Below are 18,594 nucleotides of genomic sequence, written 5' to 3'. Positions count from 1 at the left end.
GATAATAATTATACTCTGAAATAGTTTTTATAGAGTATTAGTTGATAACTGAGTAATAAGGTTGCTAAAATCATCCGGCAAGGGACTTTCTAACTGCAAGTCTTGCTCTAGAAAAGGATGATAAAAAGATAGGTAATGGCAATGCAGGGCCTGACGTTGGATGCCGTCGTCCAGACTACCATCGTACAAATCATCTCCCAATAAAGGAAAACCAATATGAGAAAAATGGACTCGGATTTGGTGGGTTCGACCAGTGTGCAGGCGAATGTCTACCAAATGAATATTCCCATAAGATGCTACAATCTTGTAAGAAGTATGAGCATACTTTCCACCTTTAGCTACGCGTCTGATAATAATAGAGTCTTCATCACGCTCAATCGGAGCAATAATTTCACCCTTTGATTCCAAATATCCATCACCTTTAACCAAGGCAAAGTAGCGTTTCTCGATAGATTTCTTCTGCAACTGCTTGTCTAATCGTGCATGGGCATAGCCGTGCTTAGCAAAGAGCATCAAGCCAGAAGTGTCCCTATCGAGCCTAGTCACAATGTGAACCTGCTGATTTTCATAGTTTTTCTTGACGTAGTAACCCTTGATAAAATTGGCAATGGTATTGGAGTGATTGACACTAGGAATAGAAGCCACTCCATAGGGTTTGTTTAAGACTAGAAAATGGTCATCCTCATAGAGAATGTCTAATGGTCTCTCGATAGCTTCTAGAGTTTCAAAGCCTTCCTCAGCAGGAATATCAATGGTAACGTGGTCTCCAATATCCAATAGATACGTTGCATTTTGTGGTTGATCATTGACCAGAATAGCTCCGCCTCGAAACTTAATCTTAGCTAGTAGCCCCTTAGAAACCTCGTGCTTTTTTAAGAAGGTCTTAACCTTGACATGCTCATCTGCGATAAATTCAAACCTCATTCATCCACCTCGCCGATAAAAGCGTCCTTAACACGATTCCAGAAACTGGTATGGCTCGGTGATGCGACAAAGTGAATCTTATGATGGTCGATTTGATACTCAATACGCTCAATATTACGGAAAGAATAAACGCTATTGTCAACCGAAATGGTATGGTAATCGTTTCTCGTTGGAATGAGTTCAATCTTATCCTTCTTAGGAACAATAATAGATGAACCCAATGTTCGATAGACGCGATTATTAAGGCTGGCAATTTCCGTCAACTGAAGAGCTTCAATGGTAGGGTGCAAAACAGCTCCACCAAGCGACTTGTTATAGGCTGTGCTACCAGTCGGTGTCGAAACTGTAAGCCCATCTCCACGAAAACGTTCAAAGGGAACACCATTGATGACAACATCTGCCACCATGGTTCGATCGGATCTGCGAATGCTGGCTTCGTTGAGGGCACGAAAAATCTTGACCTCTCCATTTCCAAGAAAAACCTTCACATTTAGAACAGGGTAAGAAACCCTTGCTCCGGTATCTAGCTGCAAATTGGTCACTAGCTGGTCCAACTCAAAATCACGGTAGTCCGTATAGAAGCCCAAATGTCCAGTATGAACACCGATGAAGCGTACCTTGTCAAGCTGATTTTCGTACTTATGAAAGGCCGACAAGAGCATGCCATCTCCACCAATGGAAATGACAATGTCCGGATTGGTATCATTGAGTATAAACTGATTTCTCTTCAAACGATCTCGCAATTCATACAAAACCCTTTGACTCTGTGGTTTTCTATTAGCTATCAGGTCAATTCGTTTACCTGTATTCTTCATCTGTATCGTCACTGTTTCCTACACCGTCATTTAATTTTCTACTCAAAGGATCAAAAAGAGCCTGAGCTTCCTGGATATCATCTCGAATTTTACCCATTTCTTCATCCAACTGATGGGCAATTTTGGCAGTAATTTCCAGTCTCTTTTTAATTTCCTCTGGGAAATCCCCTTGGTACTTGTAGTTGAGAGAATGTTCTATCGTTGCCCAGAAATTCATAGCCAAAGTACGAATCTGAATTTCCGCCAAAATGGTCTTGGCTCCATTGATGGTATCAACCGTATATTCTACTACCACATGATAGGAACGGTAGCCTGAAGCCTTTCGATGAGTAATATAATCTCGCTCCTGTATGATTCGCATATCCTGACGTTTGCGCAAAATCTCCACTACTTCCTTAACGTCATCTACAAACTGAACCATCACACGCAAACCAGCAATATCTTGCAAATCGTGCTCTAAGGTCGCATAAGTAATGCCACGCCGAGCCATTTTTTCCCTGATGCTCTGAATCGGCTTGACTCGACCAGTCACAAACTCAATCGGAGAATGCTTATTTTGCTTACGATATTGCTTACGAATACCACGTAGTTTAATCTTTAACTCACCAACAGCTTGAATGTAAGGATCTAGAAATTCTTCCCATTCTAAAGTCATATATTCTCCCTTGTTCTCATATTATCCTTCAAAAATATCTTTGATTTTTTCTCCAGATTCATATACAATAAATACAATGCTATTATATCATATAATCCGCTTTCAACGATAAAGAAAAGGTAAGAAAAATGAAACATTTAGAAATTGAATTGAAAACACTCTTGAAAAAAGATGAATACAATCGTCTAAAAGACCAGTTCACAGACGTCACTCCTGTTTTTCAAAAAAATTACTACATCGACACGCCTAATTTTGAACTTCGAGAAAAGAAAGTTGCTATGCGCATTCGTACTTTTGAAGACTGGGCAGAATTGACACTCAAAGTCCCACAAAGTGTCGGAAACATGGAATACAATCAAAAATTACAACTAAAAGATGCTGAAAACTATCTGGCTAAGGAAGAACTTCCTCAGGGGCTTGTGCTCGATGAATTGGCGAAACATGGCATCCAAAGCAAGAACTGGCAGGTACTAGGTTGTCTAAAAACGCTTCGCTATGAAATGCAAACAGCTATTGGTCTCATGGCGCTGGATGAAAGTCAGTACTTTGATATTACAGATTACGAATTAGAGCTTGAAGTGGAAAATCACGAGCAAGGGAAACAAGATTTCCAGCAATTTTTAGATGAAAATCAGATCGCTTATCAAAAAGCTCCCTCAAAATTGGTTCGATTTGTCAAAAGCATGAAAAATAGCTGAAATAATCTCCATTTTTTGGTAAAATAGAAGAGATAAAATACAAAAATCCCAGTTCATATAGGCTAGGCAGATATGGCTAGGATTTAAAAAGTTTACAGAGGACGGTCTATAATGTCAGATAGAAAAAATATGAAACTTTTCGCACTCAACTCTAACCAAGAGATTGCACAGAAAATTGCTCAAGCTGTTGGTGTCCCACTTGGAAAACTATCATCACGTCAATTTTCAGATGGAGAAATCCAAGTAAATATCGAAGAAAGTGTCCGTGGTTATGATGTGTACATCATCCAATCAACAAGTTTCCCTGTTAACAACCACCTAATGGAATTGCTTATCATGGTTGATGCTTGTGTTCGTGCAAGTGCGCACAGTATCAACGTTGTCCTTCCATATTTTGGCTATGCACGTCAAGACCGCATCGCTTCACCTCGTGAGCCACTTACAGCGAAACTAGTTGCCAATATGCTAGTTAAGGCTGGTGTCGATCGTATCCTTACGCTTGATTTGCATGCCGTTCAGGTTCAAGGCTTCTTTGACATCCCTGTCGATAACCTTTTCACAGTTCCCCTATTTGCAAAACATTATTGCGATAAGGGCCTACTCGGTTCAGATGTTGTCGTGGTTAGCCCTAAAAATTCAGGGGTGAAACGTGCTCGTAGTCTGGCTGAATATCTTGATGCTCCTATCGCCATTATCGATTACCCTCAGGACGATGCAACTCGTAACGAAGGTTATATTATTGGTGATGTTGAAGGTAAGAAAGCCATCTTGATTGATGATATTCTTAATACAGGACGCACCTTCTCTGAAGCTGCTAAAATCGTTGAACGTGAAGGGGCTACAGAAATTTATGCTGTTTCTAGTCATGGTCTCTTCGTCGAAGGAGCTGCTGAACTTCTTGACAACACTAATATTAAGGAAATTCTTGTGACTGATTCAGTAGCAACAAAAGAAAAAACTCCTAAAAACGTATGCTACATCACTGCTAGTGAGTTAATTGGTGATGCCATCGTCCGTATCCACGAAAGAAAACCAGTCAGCCCACTCTTTGCCTACAACAAAAAGAAATAAGGTGATTCTTTGATTTATTTAGACAATGCTGCAACGACTCCCATGTCAGCAGTTGCTATTTCAGCTATGACCGAGATTATGCAAGAAATCTATGGAAATCCTTCTAGTATTCATGGGCATGGTCGTCAAGCTGGCAAACTCTTGCGAGAAGCCCGTCAGGAGCTAGCTCAGTTACTGGGGACAAAACCTCAACATATCTTTTTCACTTCTGGTGGGACAGAAGGCAACAATACTGCTATCATTGGCTACTGTCTTCGTCATCAAGAACGAGGAAAACATATCATCACAACTGCCATCGAACACCATGCTGTCCTTGAAACGATTGATTACTTGGTTCAACACTTTGGTTTTGAAGTAACCATTATCCAGCCAAAAAATCAGGAAATCACCGCCCAGCAAATTCAAGAGGCCTTACGTGATGATACAATTTTGGTTTCTACCATGTTTGCTAATAATGAGACAGGAAACCTACTTCCCATTGCTGAAATTGGCCAAATCCTCAAGCAACACCCAGCTGCCTACCATGTTGATGCAGTTCAGGCAATCGGTAAAATTCCTATTCATCCAGAAGAATTAGGCATTGATTTTCTCACTGCTTCAGCCCATAAATTCCATGGCCCTAAGGGAATCGGCTTTCTCTACGCATCAAGTATGGACTTTGATTCCTATCTCCATGGCGGAGACCAAGAACAGAAAAAACGTGCAGGCACTGAAAATCTAGCTGGCATCGTTGCTATGGTTGCAGCTCTAAAAGAAGACCTAGAAAAACAAGATAAACATTTCCAACATGTACAAAATCTAGAAACTGCTTTTCTTGCGGAGCTTGAGGAAGTTCAGTATTATCTGAATAGAGGACAAGATCATCTTCCTTATGTTCTCAATATTGGATTCCCTGGTCAAAAAAACGACCTTTTACTCCTCCGTCTAGATTTAGCTGGAATTTCTATCTCTACTGGCTCAGCTTGCACTGCAGGCATTGTCCAATCCAGCCATGTTCTTGAAGCCATGTACGGGGCAAATTCAGAACGATTAAAGGAATCCGTTCGCATCAGTTTATCGCCACAAAATACTATCGAAGACCTACAAACCCTCGCAAAAACCTTAAAAGAAATTATCGGAGGTTAGCCATATGGCATTTGAAAAAACCATTCAGTTAAAAAATTGTCGTTACGACTACACTCTTAGCCCTTCTGTTAAGAAATTCACCCTCAAGGACAATACTTTTTTTGAAACAAAAGTTGGTAACTATGAACTGACTCGCCTACTTGAAAAGGTACCAAACAGCGGAGAAGGCTTCCAACTAAAAATCATTATCAACAAGGAACTCACAGGGGCTAAAATCAATATCACTGACAAGTTTGGCCTTCGCCTGGTTGATATTTTCAAATCAGAAGACCACCACATTCATCAGGAAAAATTCTACTTCCTCATGGATAGTTTGGTAGAACGTGGTGTCTTTACAAAATCGGAAAGATAGGTCACATATGTTTGAACTAACCTATAAAGATAGCTATCAGGTAGAGCGGACTCTCAAGTACGAGGATTATGAATCACTCATGCTAGCTTTGTCAGGCTGTGTGACCCTGCCAGATACACTTTATGTGACTTCTTTAACCTTTAAGGGACAGGAACTTTACCAGGGACTGGTCGGAGACCTCTACCGTTTTCTATCACATGCAGATTTTTTACATCAAAACTAAGATTTTTCTTAGTTTTTTCTTGTTTTTGTTGATTTTTTCACAATGTTTCTATAAAATAGAAGAATAGAAAGGTTGTGATTTTGTGAAAGATAAACAGTCTGCTATTCCAAAAGCTACAGCGAAAAGACTCTCTCTCTACTATCGAATTTTTAAGAGATTTCATGCAGAAAAGATTGAACGTGCCAACTCTAAGCAAATTGCAGAGGCTATCGGTATTGATTCCGCGACCGTACGTCGTGATTTTTCCTATTTTGGTGAACTAGGTCGGCGTGGATTTGGCTACGATGTCAAAAAACTGATGACATTTTTTGCCGATTTACTCAATGATAACTCCATTACCAATGTCATGCTGGTAGGTATTGGAAATATGGGCCATGCCCTTCTCCACTACCGCTTCCATGAGCGCAACAAGATGAAGATTATCATGGCCTTTGACCTAGATGACCATCCTGAAGTCGGTACCCAAACTCCTGATGGGATTCCCATTTACGGGATTTCTCAAATCAAGGATAAAATCAAGGATGCTGATGTGAAGACTGCTATCCTGACAGTTCCCAGCGTCAAGTCACAAGAGGTTGCCAATCTCTTGGTGGATGCTGGCGTGAAAGGAATTCTCAGTTTTTCACCAGTCCATCTGCATTTACCAAAAGATGTGGTCGTTCAGTATGTCGATTTGACAAGTGAACTCCAAACCCTCCTCTACTTCATGCGAAAAGAGGATTAGAAAGCGAAAATCATTTTATGAAAAAACCAGTTATTGGGATTACAGGAAACGAAAAAACTCATCCAGATGATGACATCATGATGAGCTACGTAGCAAAAGGCTTTGTTGAAGGCGTTAAAGACGCTGGAGGGATTCCCATCATCCTACCGATTGGTGATCAAGAAATGGCCTGCCACTATATCAGTATGATTGACAAGCTCATCTTGACAGGTGGGCAAAATGTTGATCCAAAATTCTATGGTGAACCAAAAACCATCGATAGCGATGACTACCACCTTCAAAGGGATATCTTTGAACTGGCCCTCATCAAGGAAGCTATTAAACAGAAAAAGCCAATTTTTTCTGTCTGCCGTGGAACTCAACTCTTTAACGTTGCCATGGGTGGAACTTTGTACCAAGATATCGAAGACCATTGGCAGGATTGTTCTGCTGAGTACACAACTCAGCGATTGGTAACAGAACCTGATACAGTTCTTCGAGAAATCTATGGAGAAATTTCCCATATCAACTCCTTCCACCACCAGAGCATCAAGGATTTAGCACCAAATTTAAAAATTGTGGCTCATGATCCTAAAGATGGTATCATTGAAGCTGTTATGAGCACGGATGATGTTGCCTTTCTCGGTGTCCAATGGCATCCAGAATTTCTTTTTGAAAATCGTCCCAAAGATAAAAACCTCTTTGACTATGTCGTAAATGAACTTTAAATTAAATCTGTCTTTTCACGGTAACTAAAGTAACTAGAATGGGAGACAATCAAATGGTCCAAAAGGACAATCCCCATCAGGTCACAGGCTTCTTTTACAAGTTTAGTGACATGATCATCATTTCGGCTAGGGGCTACCGCTCCCGAAGGATGATTGTGAACCAATATGAGAGAAGTCGCCATATGCTTGATAGCATAGTGAAGAATCTCTCGCGGCTCAGCGATACTACGAGTTGCAGAACCGATAAAAATGGTCTGTTGATGGATGATTTGATTTTGAGTATTGAGATAGAGCGCCACCAGGTGCTCTTGTTTTTTGTCCCCCAATTCCTGTTGCATCTTCTTGGCCAACTTTTGACTACTAAGAATACTTTCCATCTCAATGGTCTCATGCTTGTGAATACGATGCCCCAGTTCAATCATTGCTTGTAATTCTATGGCCTTAACGCGCCCAATACCAGATAGACTCTGTAATTCCTGCAGGGTCATTTTTTTCAAATCCGTTAGGCTTGAAAGATTGCTCAAGACTTTCTGGGCAATTTCAAAAACGCTAGCGTGACGTGTTCCAGTCCTAAGTAAAATAGCTAACAACTCTTGATTACTGAGCGCTTCGACTCCTTCTTTGGCCAGTCTTTCTCTTGGTAATAGTGAATCTTCTTGGAATGAAATACTATACATAAAAATCCTCCTCACTTTATTATTCGTGAGAAGGATGGAAAATTAGATTTTTTTCTCAATTGGGGCTACACTAGCTAAAAGTTTTTTCAAACCTACTTCTGGGAAATTGATTTTTAATTCCTGAGTAGCACCGCTACCTGAAACTTCCAGAACAGTTCCCTCTCCCCATTTCTTGTGGAGGGCAATGTCACCAATGGACCAATTTGTCTCGCTAGACGCTGATTTTGCTCCAGCTGTAAATTGACCAAATGGGAGACCGCTTGACTGGATAGTTTTTGGGGCCGCACTGCGTTTACGGTCTTGGAGGGCCTGCGCCAAACTCATACCTTGACCGAAGGCAAGGCCACCACTACTATATGATGCTTTAAAGCTTGTATTTGCTGGACGAGCCAACCCTTGATACTCAAGTAAGTCTGAGCTGATTTCGTTAATAAAACGAGTCGGACGATTGTAGTTGGTACGACCGAAAAGCAAGCGTGAGTTAGCATTGGTCAGATAGAGAATTTTCTCTGCACGCGTGATACCTACGTAGGCCAGACGGCGTTCTTCTTCTAATTCATCTTGATCTTCAGCTGCACGGCTAAGCGGAAAGACATTTTCTTCCATCCCAATCAAAAAGACAACTGGAAACTCGAGACCTTTGGCAGCATGCAGGGTCATCAGGGTCACTTCTGATGTCTCCTGACTACCTGAATCTGTATCCGCAATCAAGGCTAAATCATTTAAGAAACGACTCAGTTTGTCCAGACCAGTTTCCTCTTCTGACCCATCAGAGGTGTCATCAAAGTTTTTCGTCACAGAAAGGAACTCTTCAATATTTTCAACCCTAGCCTTGCTTTCTAAAGTCGCTTGAGCATTTAGAATATCGACGTAACCTGTTTTTTCTAGTACGGCCTCAACCAACTCAGTAATGCTTAAGTGATCCAGTTGCTCCCTCAAATCCAGAATCATATTGGCAAAATCCCAGATAGACTGGGCTGCTTTACCTTTGATACCAGATAACATGATATTGGCTGAAGAATCTAGCATGGACATGTCTTGCATATTCGCAAAGTCACGGATTTTCTCAACAGTGCCTGGGCCAATTCCACGTTTCGGCTCGTTGATAATACGTTCAAAACTGATATTGTCACTCAAATTGGCAATAAGATTGAGGTAAGCGATAATATCTCGGATTTCCTTACGGCTGTAGAACTTGGTTCCGCCAACCATGGTATAAGGGATATTTGACTTGAGCAAGGCTTCCTCAATAGTACGGGACTGCGCATTAGTACGATAAAGAACTGCAAAATCCTTGTGAAGGAAGTTTTGACTGCGACCAAGTTCATCGATGGTTCTGGCTACAAATACAGCCTCATCTAGTTCATCATTGGCACGATAGTAAACGATTTGCTCCCCATCAGCATTTTGAGTCCAGAGATTCTTAGGACGGCGATTTTTATTGTTTTTAATGACCCCGTTGGCCGCTTGAAGAATGGTTTTAGTTGAGCGGTAATTCTCCTCTAACAAAACAACCTTGGCTTGGGGATAATCCTTTTCGAAGTCCAAGATATTCTGCATATCAGCACCACGCCAACCGTAGATAGACTGGTCCGCATCCCCAACCACACAGATGTTTTTAAAGCGCGATGCCAAGAGTTTGACCAATTGGTACTGAGCATGGTTGGTATCTTGGTACTCATCAACGTGGATGTATTGAAACTTCTGTTGATAGTAAGTCAAAACATCAGGATTTTGATCAAAGAGACGCAAGGTCAGCATAATCAAATCATCAAAGTCAACCGACTCAGACTGACGAAGCTCTTTTTGATAAGCCGTGTAACACTGGGCCACGATTTGCGTATACATATCACCAGCTTGGGCAGCATAGGCAACATCATCAATCAGGTCATTCTTAGCATTGGAAATGGTTCCTAAGATGCTTCGTTCATTCCATTTTTTAGGATCCAAGTTTAACTGCTTGAGAATGCGTTTCATGAGAGTTCGTTGTTCACCAGGATCCACAATAGTAAAATTACGGTTGTAGCCAATATGGTCCGCATCCCGACGCAAAATACGAACACACATGGAGTGGAAGGTCGCAATCAGACAGTCCTGAGTGGATGGATTGAGGCTATAAGCACGCTCCTTCATCTCACGCGCAGCCTTGTTAGTAAAGGTAATGGCCAAGATATTCCAAGGATTGACCATCTTTTCATCAATCAAATAAGCGATACGGTGGGTCAAAACACGAGTCTTTCCAGAACCAGCCCCTGCCATGATTAACAAGGGACCTTCTGTCGTTTGCACCGCCTCAGCCTGACGGTCATTCATTCCATTTAATAATGCGTTCATCTTCTCTTCCTTACTCTTGAAGTCAATATTTCTATTATATCAGAATTCAGGGAAAATATCTTTACCTAGACTGGTTGCGTCTAGAAGGAAACTTCTTATATCTAGATAAAAAATGAGCTTGGATAGTATTTCCAAACTCATTTAAAATCAAATTCAATATACTAGAACAAGCCTAATACTGTTCCATCGCTTTCAACATCCATGTTGAGAGCTGCTGGACGTTTTGGTAGGCCTGGCATGGTCATGACATCACCAGTTAAGGCAACGATAAAGCCTGCACCTAATTTTGGTACCAATTCACGAATGGTAATTTCAAAGTTTTCAGGTGCTCCAAGTGCATTTGGATTGTCTGAGAAGCTATACTGGGTCTTAGCCATACAGATTGGCAATTTGTCCCAACCATTTTGAACAATTTGAGCGATTTGCGTTTGAGCTTTCTTCTCAAAATTTACTTTGCTACCACGGTAGATTTCAGTGACAATCTTTTCAATCTTTTCTTGGACAGAAAGGTCATTGTCATACAAACGTTTATAGTTAGCTGGGGTTTCAGCGATGGTTTTGACAACTGTTTCGGCAAGTGCTACTCCACCTTCTGCACCATCAGCCCAGACACTAGCCAATTCAACTGGTACATCGATTGAGTCACAAAGTTCTTTCAAGGCTGCAATTTCAGCTTCAGTATCAGAGACAAATTCATTGATTGCTACAACTGCAGGTACACCAAATTTACGGATATTTTCAACATGGCGTTTCAAGTTGGCAAAACCGGCACGAACTGCTTCTACATTTTCCTCTCTCAGAGCGTCTTTAGCAACACCACCATTCATCTTAAGGGCACGAAGGGTTGCAACAATGACAACTGCATCTGGAGATGTTGGCAAGTTTGGCGTCTTGATATCAAGGAATTTCTCGGCACCAAGATCTGCACCAAAACCAGCTTCAGTAACTGTGTAATCAGCTAAGTGAAGGGCTGTGCTTGTTGCCAAGACTGAATTACATCCATGAGCAATATTGGCAAATGGACCACCGTGTACAAAGGCAGGTGTTCCGTAAATTGTCTGAACTAGGTTCGGCTTAATCGCATCCTTCAAAATCAAAGCTAATGCACCTTCAACCTGCAAATCACCTACAGAAACAGGTGTACGGTCATAGCGATAACCGATAACGATATTAGCCAAACGGTGTTTCAAGTCCTCGATGTCCGTAGCCAAGCAAAGAATCGCCATGATTTCGGAAGCGACGGTAATGTCAAAACCATCTTCACGTGGTATACCATTTAAAGGACCACCAAGTCCAACGGTTACATGACGAAGGGCGCGATCGTTCAAGTCCACTACACGTTTCCATAGGATACGACGTTGGTCAATTCCCAACTCGTTCCCTTGGTGCAAGTGGTTGTCAATCAAGGCAGAAAGCGCATTGTTGGCAGTCGTAATGGCATGCATGTCCCCTGTAAAGTGGAGGTTGATGTCTTCCATTGGCAGAACTTGAGCGTAACCACCTCCTGCAGCACCCCCCTTAATCCCCATTACAGGACCAAGAGATGGTTCGCGGATAGCGATCATGGTTTTCTTGCCAATTTTATTCAAGGCATCCGCAAGACCAATGGTAATGGTTGATTTTCCTTCACCGGCAGGTGTTGGATTGATGGCAGTAACCAGAATCAATTTTCCAACTGGATTGCTCTCAACTGCACGAATTTTATCAAAGCTGAGCTTAGCCTTGTACTTTCCGTACAACTCCAAATCGTCGTAAGAAATACCAAGTTTCTCTACAACATCAACGATTGGCTTCAGCTCAATACTCTGTGCGATTTCAATATCTGTTTTCATTCAAAACTCCTCTAACCTCTTATATGATAATTCATTATAACACAAAACAAGATTTTTAACATCCTAAAACTCTCTAAACGTTCGTAAATATCACTATTTTTAAGGTTTTTAGAGTCCTTTCTTAAATTTTATATGGCTTTATAGTTTGAAACTATATTCTTTCCTTTTACCAAATTTTTATCACTTTCATTTTACTTACCGTTTATTTTTGTGTACAATAGTGCTATGAAAATTTTAGTTACATCGGGCGGTACCAGTGAAGCTATCGATAGCGTCCGCTCTATCACTAACCATTCTACAGGACGCTTGGGGAAAATCATCACAGAAACTTTGCTTGCTGCAGGGCATGAAGTTTGTTTGATAACAACAAAACGAGCTCTGAAGCCAGAAACCCATCCTAACCTAAGTATTCGAGAAATTAACAATACCAAGAACCTTCTACTGGAAATGCAAGAACGTGTTCAGGATTATCAGGTCTTGATTCACTCAATGGCCGTATCTGATTACACTCCTGTCTATATGACAGGGTTTGAGGAAGTTCAATCTAGTTCCAATCTAGAAGAATTTTTAAGCAAGCAGAATCATCAGGCAAAGATTTCTTCGACTGACGAGGTTCAGGTTTTGTTCCTAAAAAAGACACCCAAAATCATCTCTTTAGTCAAGGAGTGGAATCCTACTATTCATCTGATTGGTTTCAAACTACTGGTTGATGTCTCTGAGGATTATCTCATCGAGATTGCCCGAAAAAGTCTTATCAAAAACCAAGCAGACTTGATTATCGCAAATGACCTGACTCAAATTTCAGCAAACCAGCATCGTGCAATTTTTGTTGAAAAAGATCAGCTTCAAACAGTCCAGACTAAAGAAGAAATTGCAGAACTTCTCCTTGAAAAAATTCAAGCCTATCATTCATAGAAAGGAAAGCTATGGCACATATTCTCTTGGCTGTAACGGGGTCTATCGCCTCTTACAAGTCGGCAGATTTAGTTAGTTCGCTTAAAAAACAAGGTCATCAAGTCACTGTCTTAATGACCCAGGCTGCTACAGAGTTTATCCAACCTTTGACACTACAGGTACTCTCACAGAATCCTGTCCACTTAGATGTCATGAAGGAACCCTATCCTGATCAAGTCAATCATATCGAACTTGGAAAAAAAGAAGATTTATTTATCGTGGCCCCTGCAACAGCTAACACTATTGCAAAACTAGCCCACGGCTTTGCGGACAACATGGTGACCAGTACGGCTCTAGCCTTGCCCAGTCATATTCCTAAACTAATAGCTCCTGCTATGAATACAAAAATGTATGACCATCCGGCAACTCAGGCTAATCTGAAAACATTAGAAAGCTACGGCTATCAGCTGATTGCTCCTAAGGAATCCCTACTAGCTTGCGGAGACCACGGAAGAGGAGCTTTAGCCGACCTCACAATTATTTTAGAAAGAATAAAGGAAACTATCGATGAAAAAACGCTCTAATATTGCACCTATTGCTATCTTTTTTGCAACCATGCTCGTGATACACTTTCTGAGCTCACTTATCTTTAACCTTTTTCCATTTCCAATCAAGCCGACTATCGTTCATATTCCTGTCATTATTGCCAGCATTATTTACGGTCCACGCGTTGGAGTTACACTTGGATTTTTGATGGGGCTACTTAGCTTAACTGTTAACACGATTACAATTCTACCGACAAGTTACCTCTTCTCCCCATTTGTACCAAACGGAAACATCTACTCAGCTATCATTGCCATCGTCCCACGTATTTTGATTGGTTTGACTCCGTATCTAGTTTATAAACTGATGAAAAATAAAACTGGTCTGATTCTAGCTGGTGCCCTTGGTTCACTTACCAACACAGTCTTTGTACTTGGTGGAATTTTCTACCTTTTTGGAAATGTTTTTGATGGTAATATCCAAAAACTCCTAGCAACTGTTATCTCAACAAATTCGATTGCCGAATTAGTCATTTCCGCAGTTCTTACTCTAGCTATTGTTCCACGACTACAAACCTTGAAGAAATAAAAACAATCTCCGCTTTCAAACCTGAAGGTGGAGATTTTGTTTGAAGTAGTTCCTTTTTAGTTAAATCTTTACCAATATTTATACTCAACGAAAATCAAAGAGTAAACTAGTAAGCTAGCTGCAGGTTCCTCAAAACACGGTTTTGAGGTTGCAAATGGAAGCTGACATTGTTTGAAGAGATTTTCGAAGATTATTAACTTAAAAACGACCTATAAACCCAAGTAAATCCTTGCTTTATTGTCTTGTTTATAGTACTATACTAGTGTATATACAGTTAAAAAGGAGATTCTTATGAATACACGGAAAAAGACACAATTTATGACAATGACTGCCCTCTTAACGGCTATTGCGATTTTGATTCCAATTGTTATGCCCTTTAAGATTGTCATTCCACCTGCTTCTTACACTTTGGGGAGCCACATCGCTATTTTTATCGCTATGTTCTTGTCGCCCTTGATGGCAATTTTTGTCATCATAGCCTCTAGTTTTGGATTTTTGATGGCTGGCTATCCTATGGTTATCGTATTTCGAGCTTTTTCCCATATCTTTTTTGGGACTCTAGGAGCTCTTTACCTACAAAAATTCCCCGAAACCCTTGATAAACCAAAATCTTCCTGGATTTTTAACTTTGTTTTAGCGCTTATCCATGCCCTTGCTGAAGTATTGGCCTGTGTCGTTTTTTACGCAACTTCTGGTACCAATGTAGAAAATATGTTTTATGTTCTATTTGTACTAGTTGGATTTGGCACAATTATCCATAGTATGGTAGACTATACATTAGCACTAGCCGTCTATAAAGTGCTTCGAAAACGCCGTTAAAAGGAAGAACTATGACAAAAGATCGCAAACAAGCCCTACTTCAACTCTTGAAAGAAGCCCCTAAAGCCCTCAATGGCCAAAGTTTGGCTGAACATTTTCATGTCACACGTCAGGTCATTGTGCAGGACATTGCAATTTTAAGAGCCGATGGCGCTCCTATCCTATCCACTAATCGTGGCTACGTCTATAAGCAAATTGAAACCAATCCTTATGTTCACAAACTTTTCAAAGTGAAACATGAAGTTGAAGAAATCGGTCAAGAACTCCTTGCTATCGTAGATAATGGTGGACGTGTTCAAAACACCTTGATTGACCATCCCGTTTATGGAGAAATTGAAACCTTGCTGAAACTGTCTTGCCGCAGAGATGTACAACATTTTCTAGAACAAGTCGAGCATTCTGATTTTAGACCTTTATCTGAATTGACAGATGGCATCCATTACCACCTAGTCGAGGCCGAAACACAACAAGACCTCCACTATATCGAGGAGGCCTTGGATCAGCTCGGTTATTTAGTAAAAGACTAGAAAATTTTCTTTTCCCAATCGTCTTCTGTACGGCGAGGGTAGAAAAATTCAGATTTGTCAGGAGCTTCCATCATCTCCATCAAGGGTAACATATCATAGGCCAGATCCAAGTTTGGAATCTGGTCTTTTTGCACCCAAGAAACTTCTCCTTCATCTGAAGAGCGAAGGGTACCAGAGAACTCAGTTGTCTTATAACAAACGACAATATAGCGCCCACCTGTATCCAGTGGCCAATTTTTAATGCCGACAAGTTGAGGATTTTGGATAGTCAATCCTGTTTCTTCATAGATTTCACGAATAACAGACTCTGCGAAAGATTCGCCATTTTCTACATGGCCTCCTGGAAAGGCATAACCTGACCAGCGATTGGTTTCAGGAGCGCGATACTGCATCACCACGCGCTGAGTTTCGAGGTCTTCAATCAGACAAATGTTTGTTAAAATTGTTAATTGGGAACGGGACATAAATTTACTCGCTTTCTAATTTATTAAATTTTTAGACTTGGTACCAGTACCATTAGCTTCTACTTTTTAAAATTATTTAGAATAGAATACCATCCGTTTTTCCTTTATAGGCTTTCCAAGTTCAAGCATCTTTTCTTGTCCATCAAAAGTAAAGCCCATTTTTTGATAGAAAGCAATGGCGCGCTTATTATCTTTCAATACCCATAAGAAAATTTCAGAAAAATGATCAAGAGCAATCAAAGCTGCTTTCATTAACTTTTGTGCGATACCTTTTCCATAATAGTCTTTTAAAACATATAAAGCAATAATTTCACCAGCTTGAATAGTCTCATCACGAAAGTTGCCATAACTTATAAAACCAACTACCTTCAGACCATCCATCGCAATCAATGTATTTTCTGGAAACTTTTGACTAAAGAATCGACATCTTTCTAATGTCATTGTCTCCTGAAATTCTGCAGGCAAAAGGTCGTCATAAGCTTCTCTCCACGCTTTCCAGTGAACAAGTGATTTACCTTCTATCTCTTCAGGAGTTTCCATTGATTTAATAATAACCGTCATTTATTTTCTTCTCCTTAATCCAAGGCCTTGACTTCCAACATCATATCACGTATCTGAGCCGCTAGTTCAAAGTCAAGCACTTCGACGGCTTCTTGCATTTGTTTTTCGAGTTTCTTAACAAGTTCTTTGCGCTCTTGTTTGTTTAGGCTATTGATATCGACTTCCTTGTCTTCTTCCTTAGCAACTGCCTTGGTCACAGCAATCAGGTCACGGATTTCTTTCTTGATTGTCTGAGGCACAATACCGTGTTCTTCATTATAGGCCATCTGGATTTTCCGACGACGGGCAGTTTCATCGATAGCACGTTGCATAGACTGAGTCACAGTGTCCGCATACATGATGACATGCCCTCCCCAAAAGCCATAACCAGAACAGCGATTGGTTTCAGGAGAGCGATACTGCATGACCACGCACTATGTTTCGAGAGCTTCAATCAGATAAATATTTGTTAAAATCGTTAATTGGGAACGGGACATAGTACTCACTTTCTATATTAAATGACTTTTTCATGGCTAATTTCAGACTTCATAATGAAAGGATTAATTCGTTCGTGGTAATAATTTACTTCATGAAGCAAATATCCTTTTTTAATGACAATTTCTTGTTCCTGAACTTCAAAATCAAGTGTTATTGGAATAGGGATTCGTGTCACAAAGGCAAAAATAACAAACACAAATATCCATATATATAAACTACAAATAGCACTACGAATTCCTTCAAAAAGACGGTATCGTTCCTTGAAACAATAACTAAGAATATGCACAATAGCCAAAATAATTGGTACAAATTGTCCTGTTTTAAATATCATGGGGATGAATTGTATTCCAAATATTCCAAAGAGAAGGTCTAGAATTACCAGATGTCTACAAAAACGAATAAAAAGAGTAATCACTAAAAGGAAAAGCCAACTATCCCAAAGAATGGGAGTAAACGATAAACCAAATATTGATAGGCAAAAATCGATAAGGACAAATCCTAGTAAAATCAGATAGACTATTCTAAATAAAGTTAAGTGTTTCAAGATGGATGACTCCTTTTCTTTTCATGTTTATACTTCAATAATCGATGGACTGTATGTTGTTCCAAATCCATTATTAATATCGAACTAAAAGACTTAATGAAAAAGTTTTTAGTCATTATTAATTCCATAATCCTTCATTTTATGATTTTATGATTTTGAATTTTTAAAGTTGTCTTGCTACCAGAACGATAGCTTTCCCCACTTTTTCCGGCGTAATAATAAGAGATTTCATAAAATGCGTCTGCAAGGTCTGCTCTATCTATTCCATTTTTGATAAACTCTTTCAGACCACCTTCACCATTAAAATAATCCTTGTGTCCTTCTTCTAACACAATATCTTTATAGATAACATGACCTTTAATAATTCCTTTTGCCAGAAATTCATCAATAGGGAGATCATATAAACCATGAAAAGGTTTCCCCTCCTTACGATTCTTATCTATGAGATCATAATATTCTGTAATATTCTCTGCTTTCTCATCGACACTCCAATAAGTATTTACATATTCTAGATTTGGATTCTCAAATTGCTTGAAAAAACTCTCTACTTTTTCTTTATATGAAATTGTTTCTGGTTTATGATTGAGAAGTTCATGTGCCATCCCCGAGAATTCTTGTAACATTGTTTTTGTAGTCCCATCATAAATCAATTCCTCCTTTGTTTTTTTAGGATTACTTTTTGAGGATTTTGGATAATAAATCAAAGCATCACTCACAGTAATACTTCTCCCGTTAATTTCTTCACTATATAAGTATTCAATTTTATAGTCTTGAGAAAGCCATTTATCTCTAGAAAAGTTTGTAACCTTCACATTACCTTTAAAGCCATACAAATCAAGAGTTCTTCTAGTAGCAATTTCTACTTCCTTTATATTTGCTTCGGGGAAAATATCATAAGTTGTTGTGAAGAATAAGAAAGCAATACGTAGAATAAAAAATAAAGGGACTATATTTACAACAAAAAATAGAAACAGTAACAGTTTTTTCATGACTACATTCTCCTTGTAAGCAATTCAATTATAAATTTTATTTAGTATGGG

At 39.8% G+C, this 18,594-nt stretch carries 22 protein-coding genes and 1 pseudogene; 12 read left to right on the top strand and 11 right to left on the bottom strand.

Annotated features, from left to right (window positions below; translation table 11 throughout):
- Positions 1-27: 27 nt before the first annotated feature.
- Genes B7703_RS07830 through yjbM form a run of 3 tightly spaced genes read right to left on the bottom strand, consistent with a single transcriptional unit; the run spans position 28 to position 2,394 of the window.
- Positions 28-924 (bottom strand): RluA family pseudouridine synthase, encoded by an 897-nt coding sequence (locus B7703_RS07830; RefSeq protein WP_084924326.1) that lies wholly within the window; start codon positions 922-924, stop codon positions 28-30.
- Positions 921-1,739 (bottom strand): NAD kinase, encoded by an 819-nt coding sequence (locus tag B7703_RS07825; RefSeq protein WP_084924324.1) that lies wholly within the window; start codon positions 1,737-1,739, stop codon positions 921-923. The genes B7703_RS07830 and B7703_RS07825 overlap by 4 nt, the downstream gene beginning before the upstream one ends.
- On the bottom strand, positions 1,723-2,394 hold the full coding sequence (gene yjbM, locus B7703_RS07820) for a GTP diphosphokinase (RefSeq protein ID WP_084924323.1): 672 nt from the start codon (positions 2,392-2,394) through the stop codon (positions 1,723-1,725). Before yjbM ends, B7703_RS07825 begins: the two co-directional genes overlap by 17 nt.
- A 128-nt stretch (positions 2,395-2,522) precedes the next feature.
- Between yjbM and B7703_RS07815 the strand changes: the two genes are divergently transcribed.
- From B7703_RS07815 to B7703_RS07785, 7 genes are all read left to right on the top strand, one after another.
- Positions 2,523-3,092, top strand: a complete 570-nt coding sequence (locus B7703_RS07815; protein ID WP_084924321.1) for a CYTH domain-containing protein — start codon at positions 2,523-2,525, stop codon at positions 3,090-3,092.
- A 111-nt stretch (positions 3,093-3,203) separates the two neighbouring features.
- The gene (locus B7703_RS07810) at positions 3,204-4,163 is read left to right on the top strand and encodes a ribose-phosphate diphosphokinase (protein WP_001283818.1); all 960 of its coding nucleotides are present in this window, start codon (positions 3,204-3,206) and stop codon (positions 4,161-4,163) included.
- Between the two features lie 9 nt (positions 4,164-4,172).
- A complete protein-coding gene (locus B7703_RS07805) occupies positions 4,173-5,288 on the top strand; it encodes a cysteine desulfurase family protein (RefSeq protein WP_084924320.1) in 1,116 nt (371 codons plus the stop codon).
- A gap of 4 nt (positions 5,289-5,292) precedes the next feature.
- Positions 5,293-5,640: a DUF1831 domain-containing protein gene (locus B7703_RS07800; protein WP_000863540.1), complete on the top strand. Its 348-nt coding sequence runs from the start codon at positions 5,293-5,295 to the stop codon at positions 5,638-5,640.
- Positions 5,641-5,647: 7 nt separating this feature from the next.
- Complete coding sequence (locus B7703_RS07795; RefSeq protein WP_070527726.1) at positions 5,648-5,863, top strand: DUF4649 family protein; 216 nt, start codon at positions 5,648-5,650, stop codon at positions 5,861-5,863.
- 82 nt (positions 5,864-5,945) lie between these two features.
- Positions 5,946-6,587: a redox-sensing transcriptional repressor Rex gene (locus B7703_RS07790; RefSeq protein WP_000653417.1), complete on the top strand. Its 642-nt coding sequence runs from the start codon at positions 5,946-5,948 to the stop codon at positions 6,585-6,587.
- Positions 6,588-6,604: 17 nt separating this feature from the next.
- The gene (locus B7703_RS07785; RefSeq protein WP_084924317.1) at positions 6,605-7,294 is read left to right on the top strand and encodes a gamma-glutamyl-gamma-aminobutyrate hydrolase family protein; all 690 of its coding nucleotides are present in this window, start codon (positions 6,605-6,607) and stop codon (positions 7,292-7,294) included.
- On the opposite strand, the gene radC is transcribed toward B7703_RS07785, so the two are convergent.
- The 3 genes from radC to B7703_RS07770 all read right to left on the bottom strand — a co-directional run bounded on the left by radC (position 7,291) and on the right by B7703_RS07770 (position 12,137).
- Positions 7,291-7,971, bottom strand: a complete 681-nt coding sequence (gene radC / locus B7703_RS07780; protein ID WP_078238416.1) for a RadC family protein — start codon at positions 7,969-7,971, stop codon at positions 7,291-7,293. The genes B7703_RS07785 and radC overlap by 4 nt on opposite strands.
- 42 nt (positions 7,972-8,013) lie before the next feature.
- Positions 8,014-10,305, bottom strand: a complete 2,292-nt coding sequence (pcrA, locus tag B7703_RS07775) for a DNA helicase PcrA (RefSeq protein WP_084924315.1) — start codon at positions 10,303-10,305, stop codon at positions 8,014-8,016.
- A gap of 161 nt (positions 10,306-10,466) precedes the next feature.
- Entirely contained in the window at positions 10,467-12,137 is a 1,671-nt protein-coding gene (locus tag B7703_RS07770) for a formate--tetrahydrofolate ligase (protein WP_084924313.1), read from the bottom strand.
- 225 nt (positions 12,138-12,362) lie between these two features.
- Between B7703_RS07770 and coaB the strand changes: the two genes are divergently transcribed.
- The 5 genes from coaB to B7703_RS07745 all read left to right on the top strand — a co-directional run bounded on the left by coaB (position 12,363) and on the right by B7703_RS07745 (position 15,508).
- A complete protein-coding gene (coaB, locus tag B7703_RS07765; RefSeq protein ID WP_084924312.1) occupies positions 12,363-13,052 on the top strand; it encodes a phosphopantothenate--cysteine ligase in 690 nt (229 codons plus the stop codon).
- An 11-nt stretch (positions 13,053-13,063) separates the two neighbouring features.
- Positions 13,064-13,615 (top strand): phosphopantothenoylcysteine decarboxylase, encoded by a 552-nt coding sequence (coaC, locus tag B7703_RS07760; RefSeq protein WP_084924310.1) that lies wholly within the window; start codon positions 13,064-13,066, stop codon positions 13,613-13,615.
- Entirely contained in the window at positions 13,599-14,162 is a 564-nt protein-coding gene (locus tag B7703_RS07755) for an ECF transporter S component (RefSeq protein WP_000747412.1), read from the top strand. Before coaC ends, B7703_RS07755 begins: the two co-directional genes overlap by 17 nt.
- Positions 14,163-14,453: 291 nt before the next feature.
- On the top strand, positions 14,454-14,981 hold the full coding sequence (locus B7703_RS07750; protein WP_060628206.1) for an ECF transporter S component: 528 nt from the start codon (positions 14,454-14,456) through the stop codon (positions 14,979-14,981).
- A gap of 11 nt (positions 14,982-14,992) precedes the next feature.
- Positions 14,993-15,508, top strand: a complete 516-nt coding sequence (locus B7703_RS07745) for a transcription repressor NadR (protein WP_049509367.1) — start codon at positions 14,993-14,995, stop codon at positions 15,506-15,508.
- Here the strand turns inward: B7703_RS07745 and B7703_RS07740 are convergent.
- From B7703_RS07740 to B7703_RS07720, 5 genes and pseudogenes are all read right to left on the bottom strand, one after another.
- Positions 15,505-15,972 carry an 8-oxo-dGTP diphosphatase gene (locus B7703_RS07740; protein WP_084924308.1) on the bottom strand — a complete coding sequence of 156 codons (468 nt, stop codon included), beginning with the start codon at positions 15,970-15,972 and terminating at the stop codon, positions 15,505-15,507. The two genes, B7703_RS07745 and B7703_RS07740, sit on opposite strands and share 4 nt — an antisense overlap.
- A 72-nt stretch (positions 15,973-16,044) precedes the next feature.
- Positions 16,045-16,533 (bottom strand): GNAT family N-acetyltransferase, encoded by a 489-nt coding sequence (locus tag B7703_RS07735; RefSeq protein ID WP_084924306.1) that lies wholly within the window; start codon positions 16,531-16,533, stop codon positions 16,045-16,047.
- A 14-nt stretch (positions 16,534-16,547) separates the two neighbouring features.
- Positions 16,548-16,883: pseudogene (locus tag B7703_RS07730) on the bottom strand (UvrB/UvrC motif-containing protein); the annotation flags it as partial.
- A 143-nt stretch (positions 16,884-17,026) separates the two neighbouring features.
- Positions 17,027-17,554, bottom strand: a complete 528-nt coding sequence (locus B7703_RS07725; protein ID WP_084887079.1) for a hypothetical protein — start codon at positions 17,552-17,554, stop codon at positions 17,027-17,029.
- Between the two features lie 134 nt (positions 17,555-17,688).
- Positions 17,689-18,543, bottom strand: a complete 855-nt coding sequence (locus B7703_RS07720) for a hypothetical protein (protein WP_084924305.1) — start codon at positions 18,541-18,543, stop codon at positions 17,689-17,691.
- Positions 18,544-18,594 lie beyond the last annotated feature (51 nt).

Source organism: Streptococcus mitis (genome assembly GCF_002096735.1).
Classification (GTDB): Bacteria; Bacillota; Bacilli; order Lactobacillales; family Streptococcaceae; genus Streptococcus; species Streptococcus mitis_CZ.
This window is presented reverse-complemented; position numbering and strand designations above follow the sequence as displayed.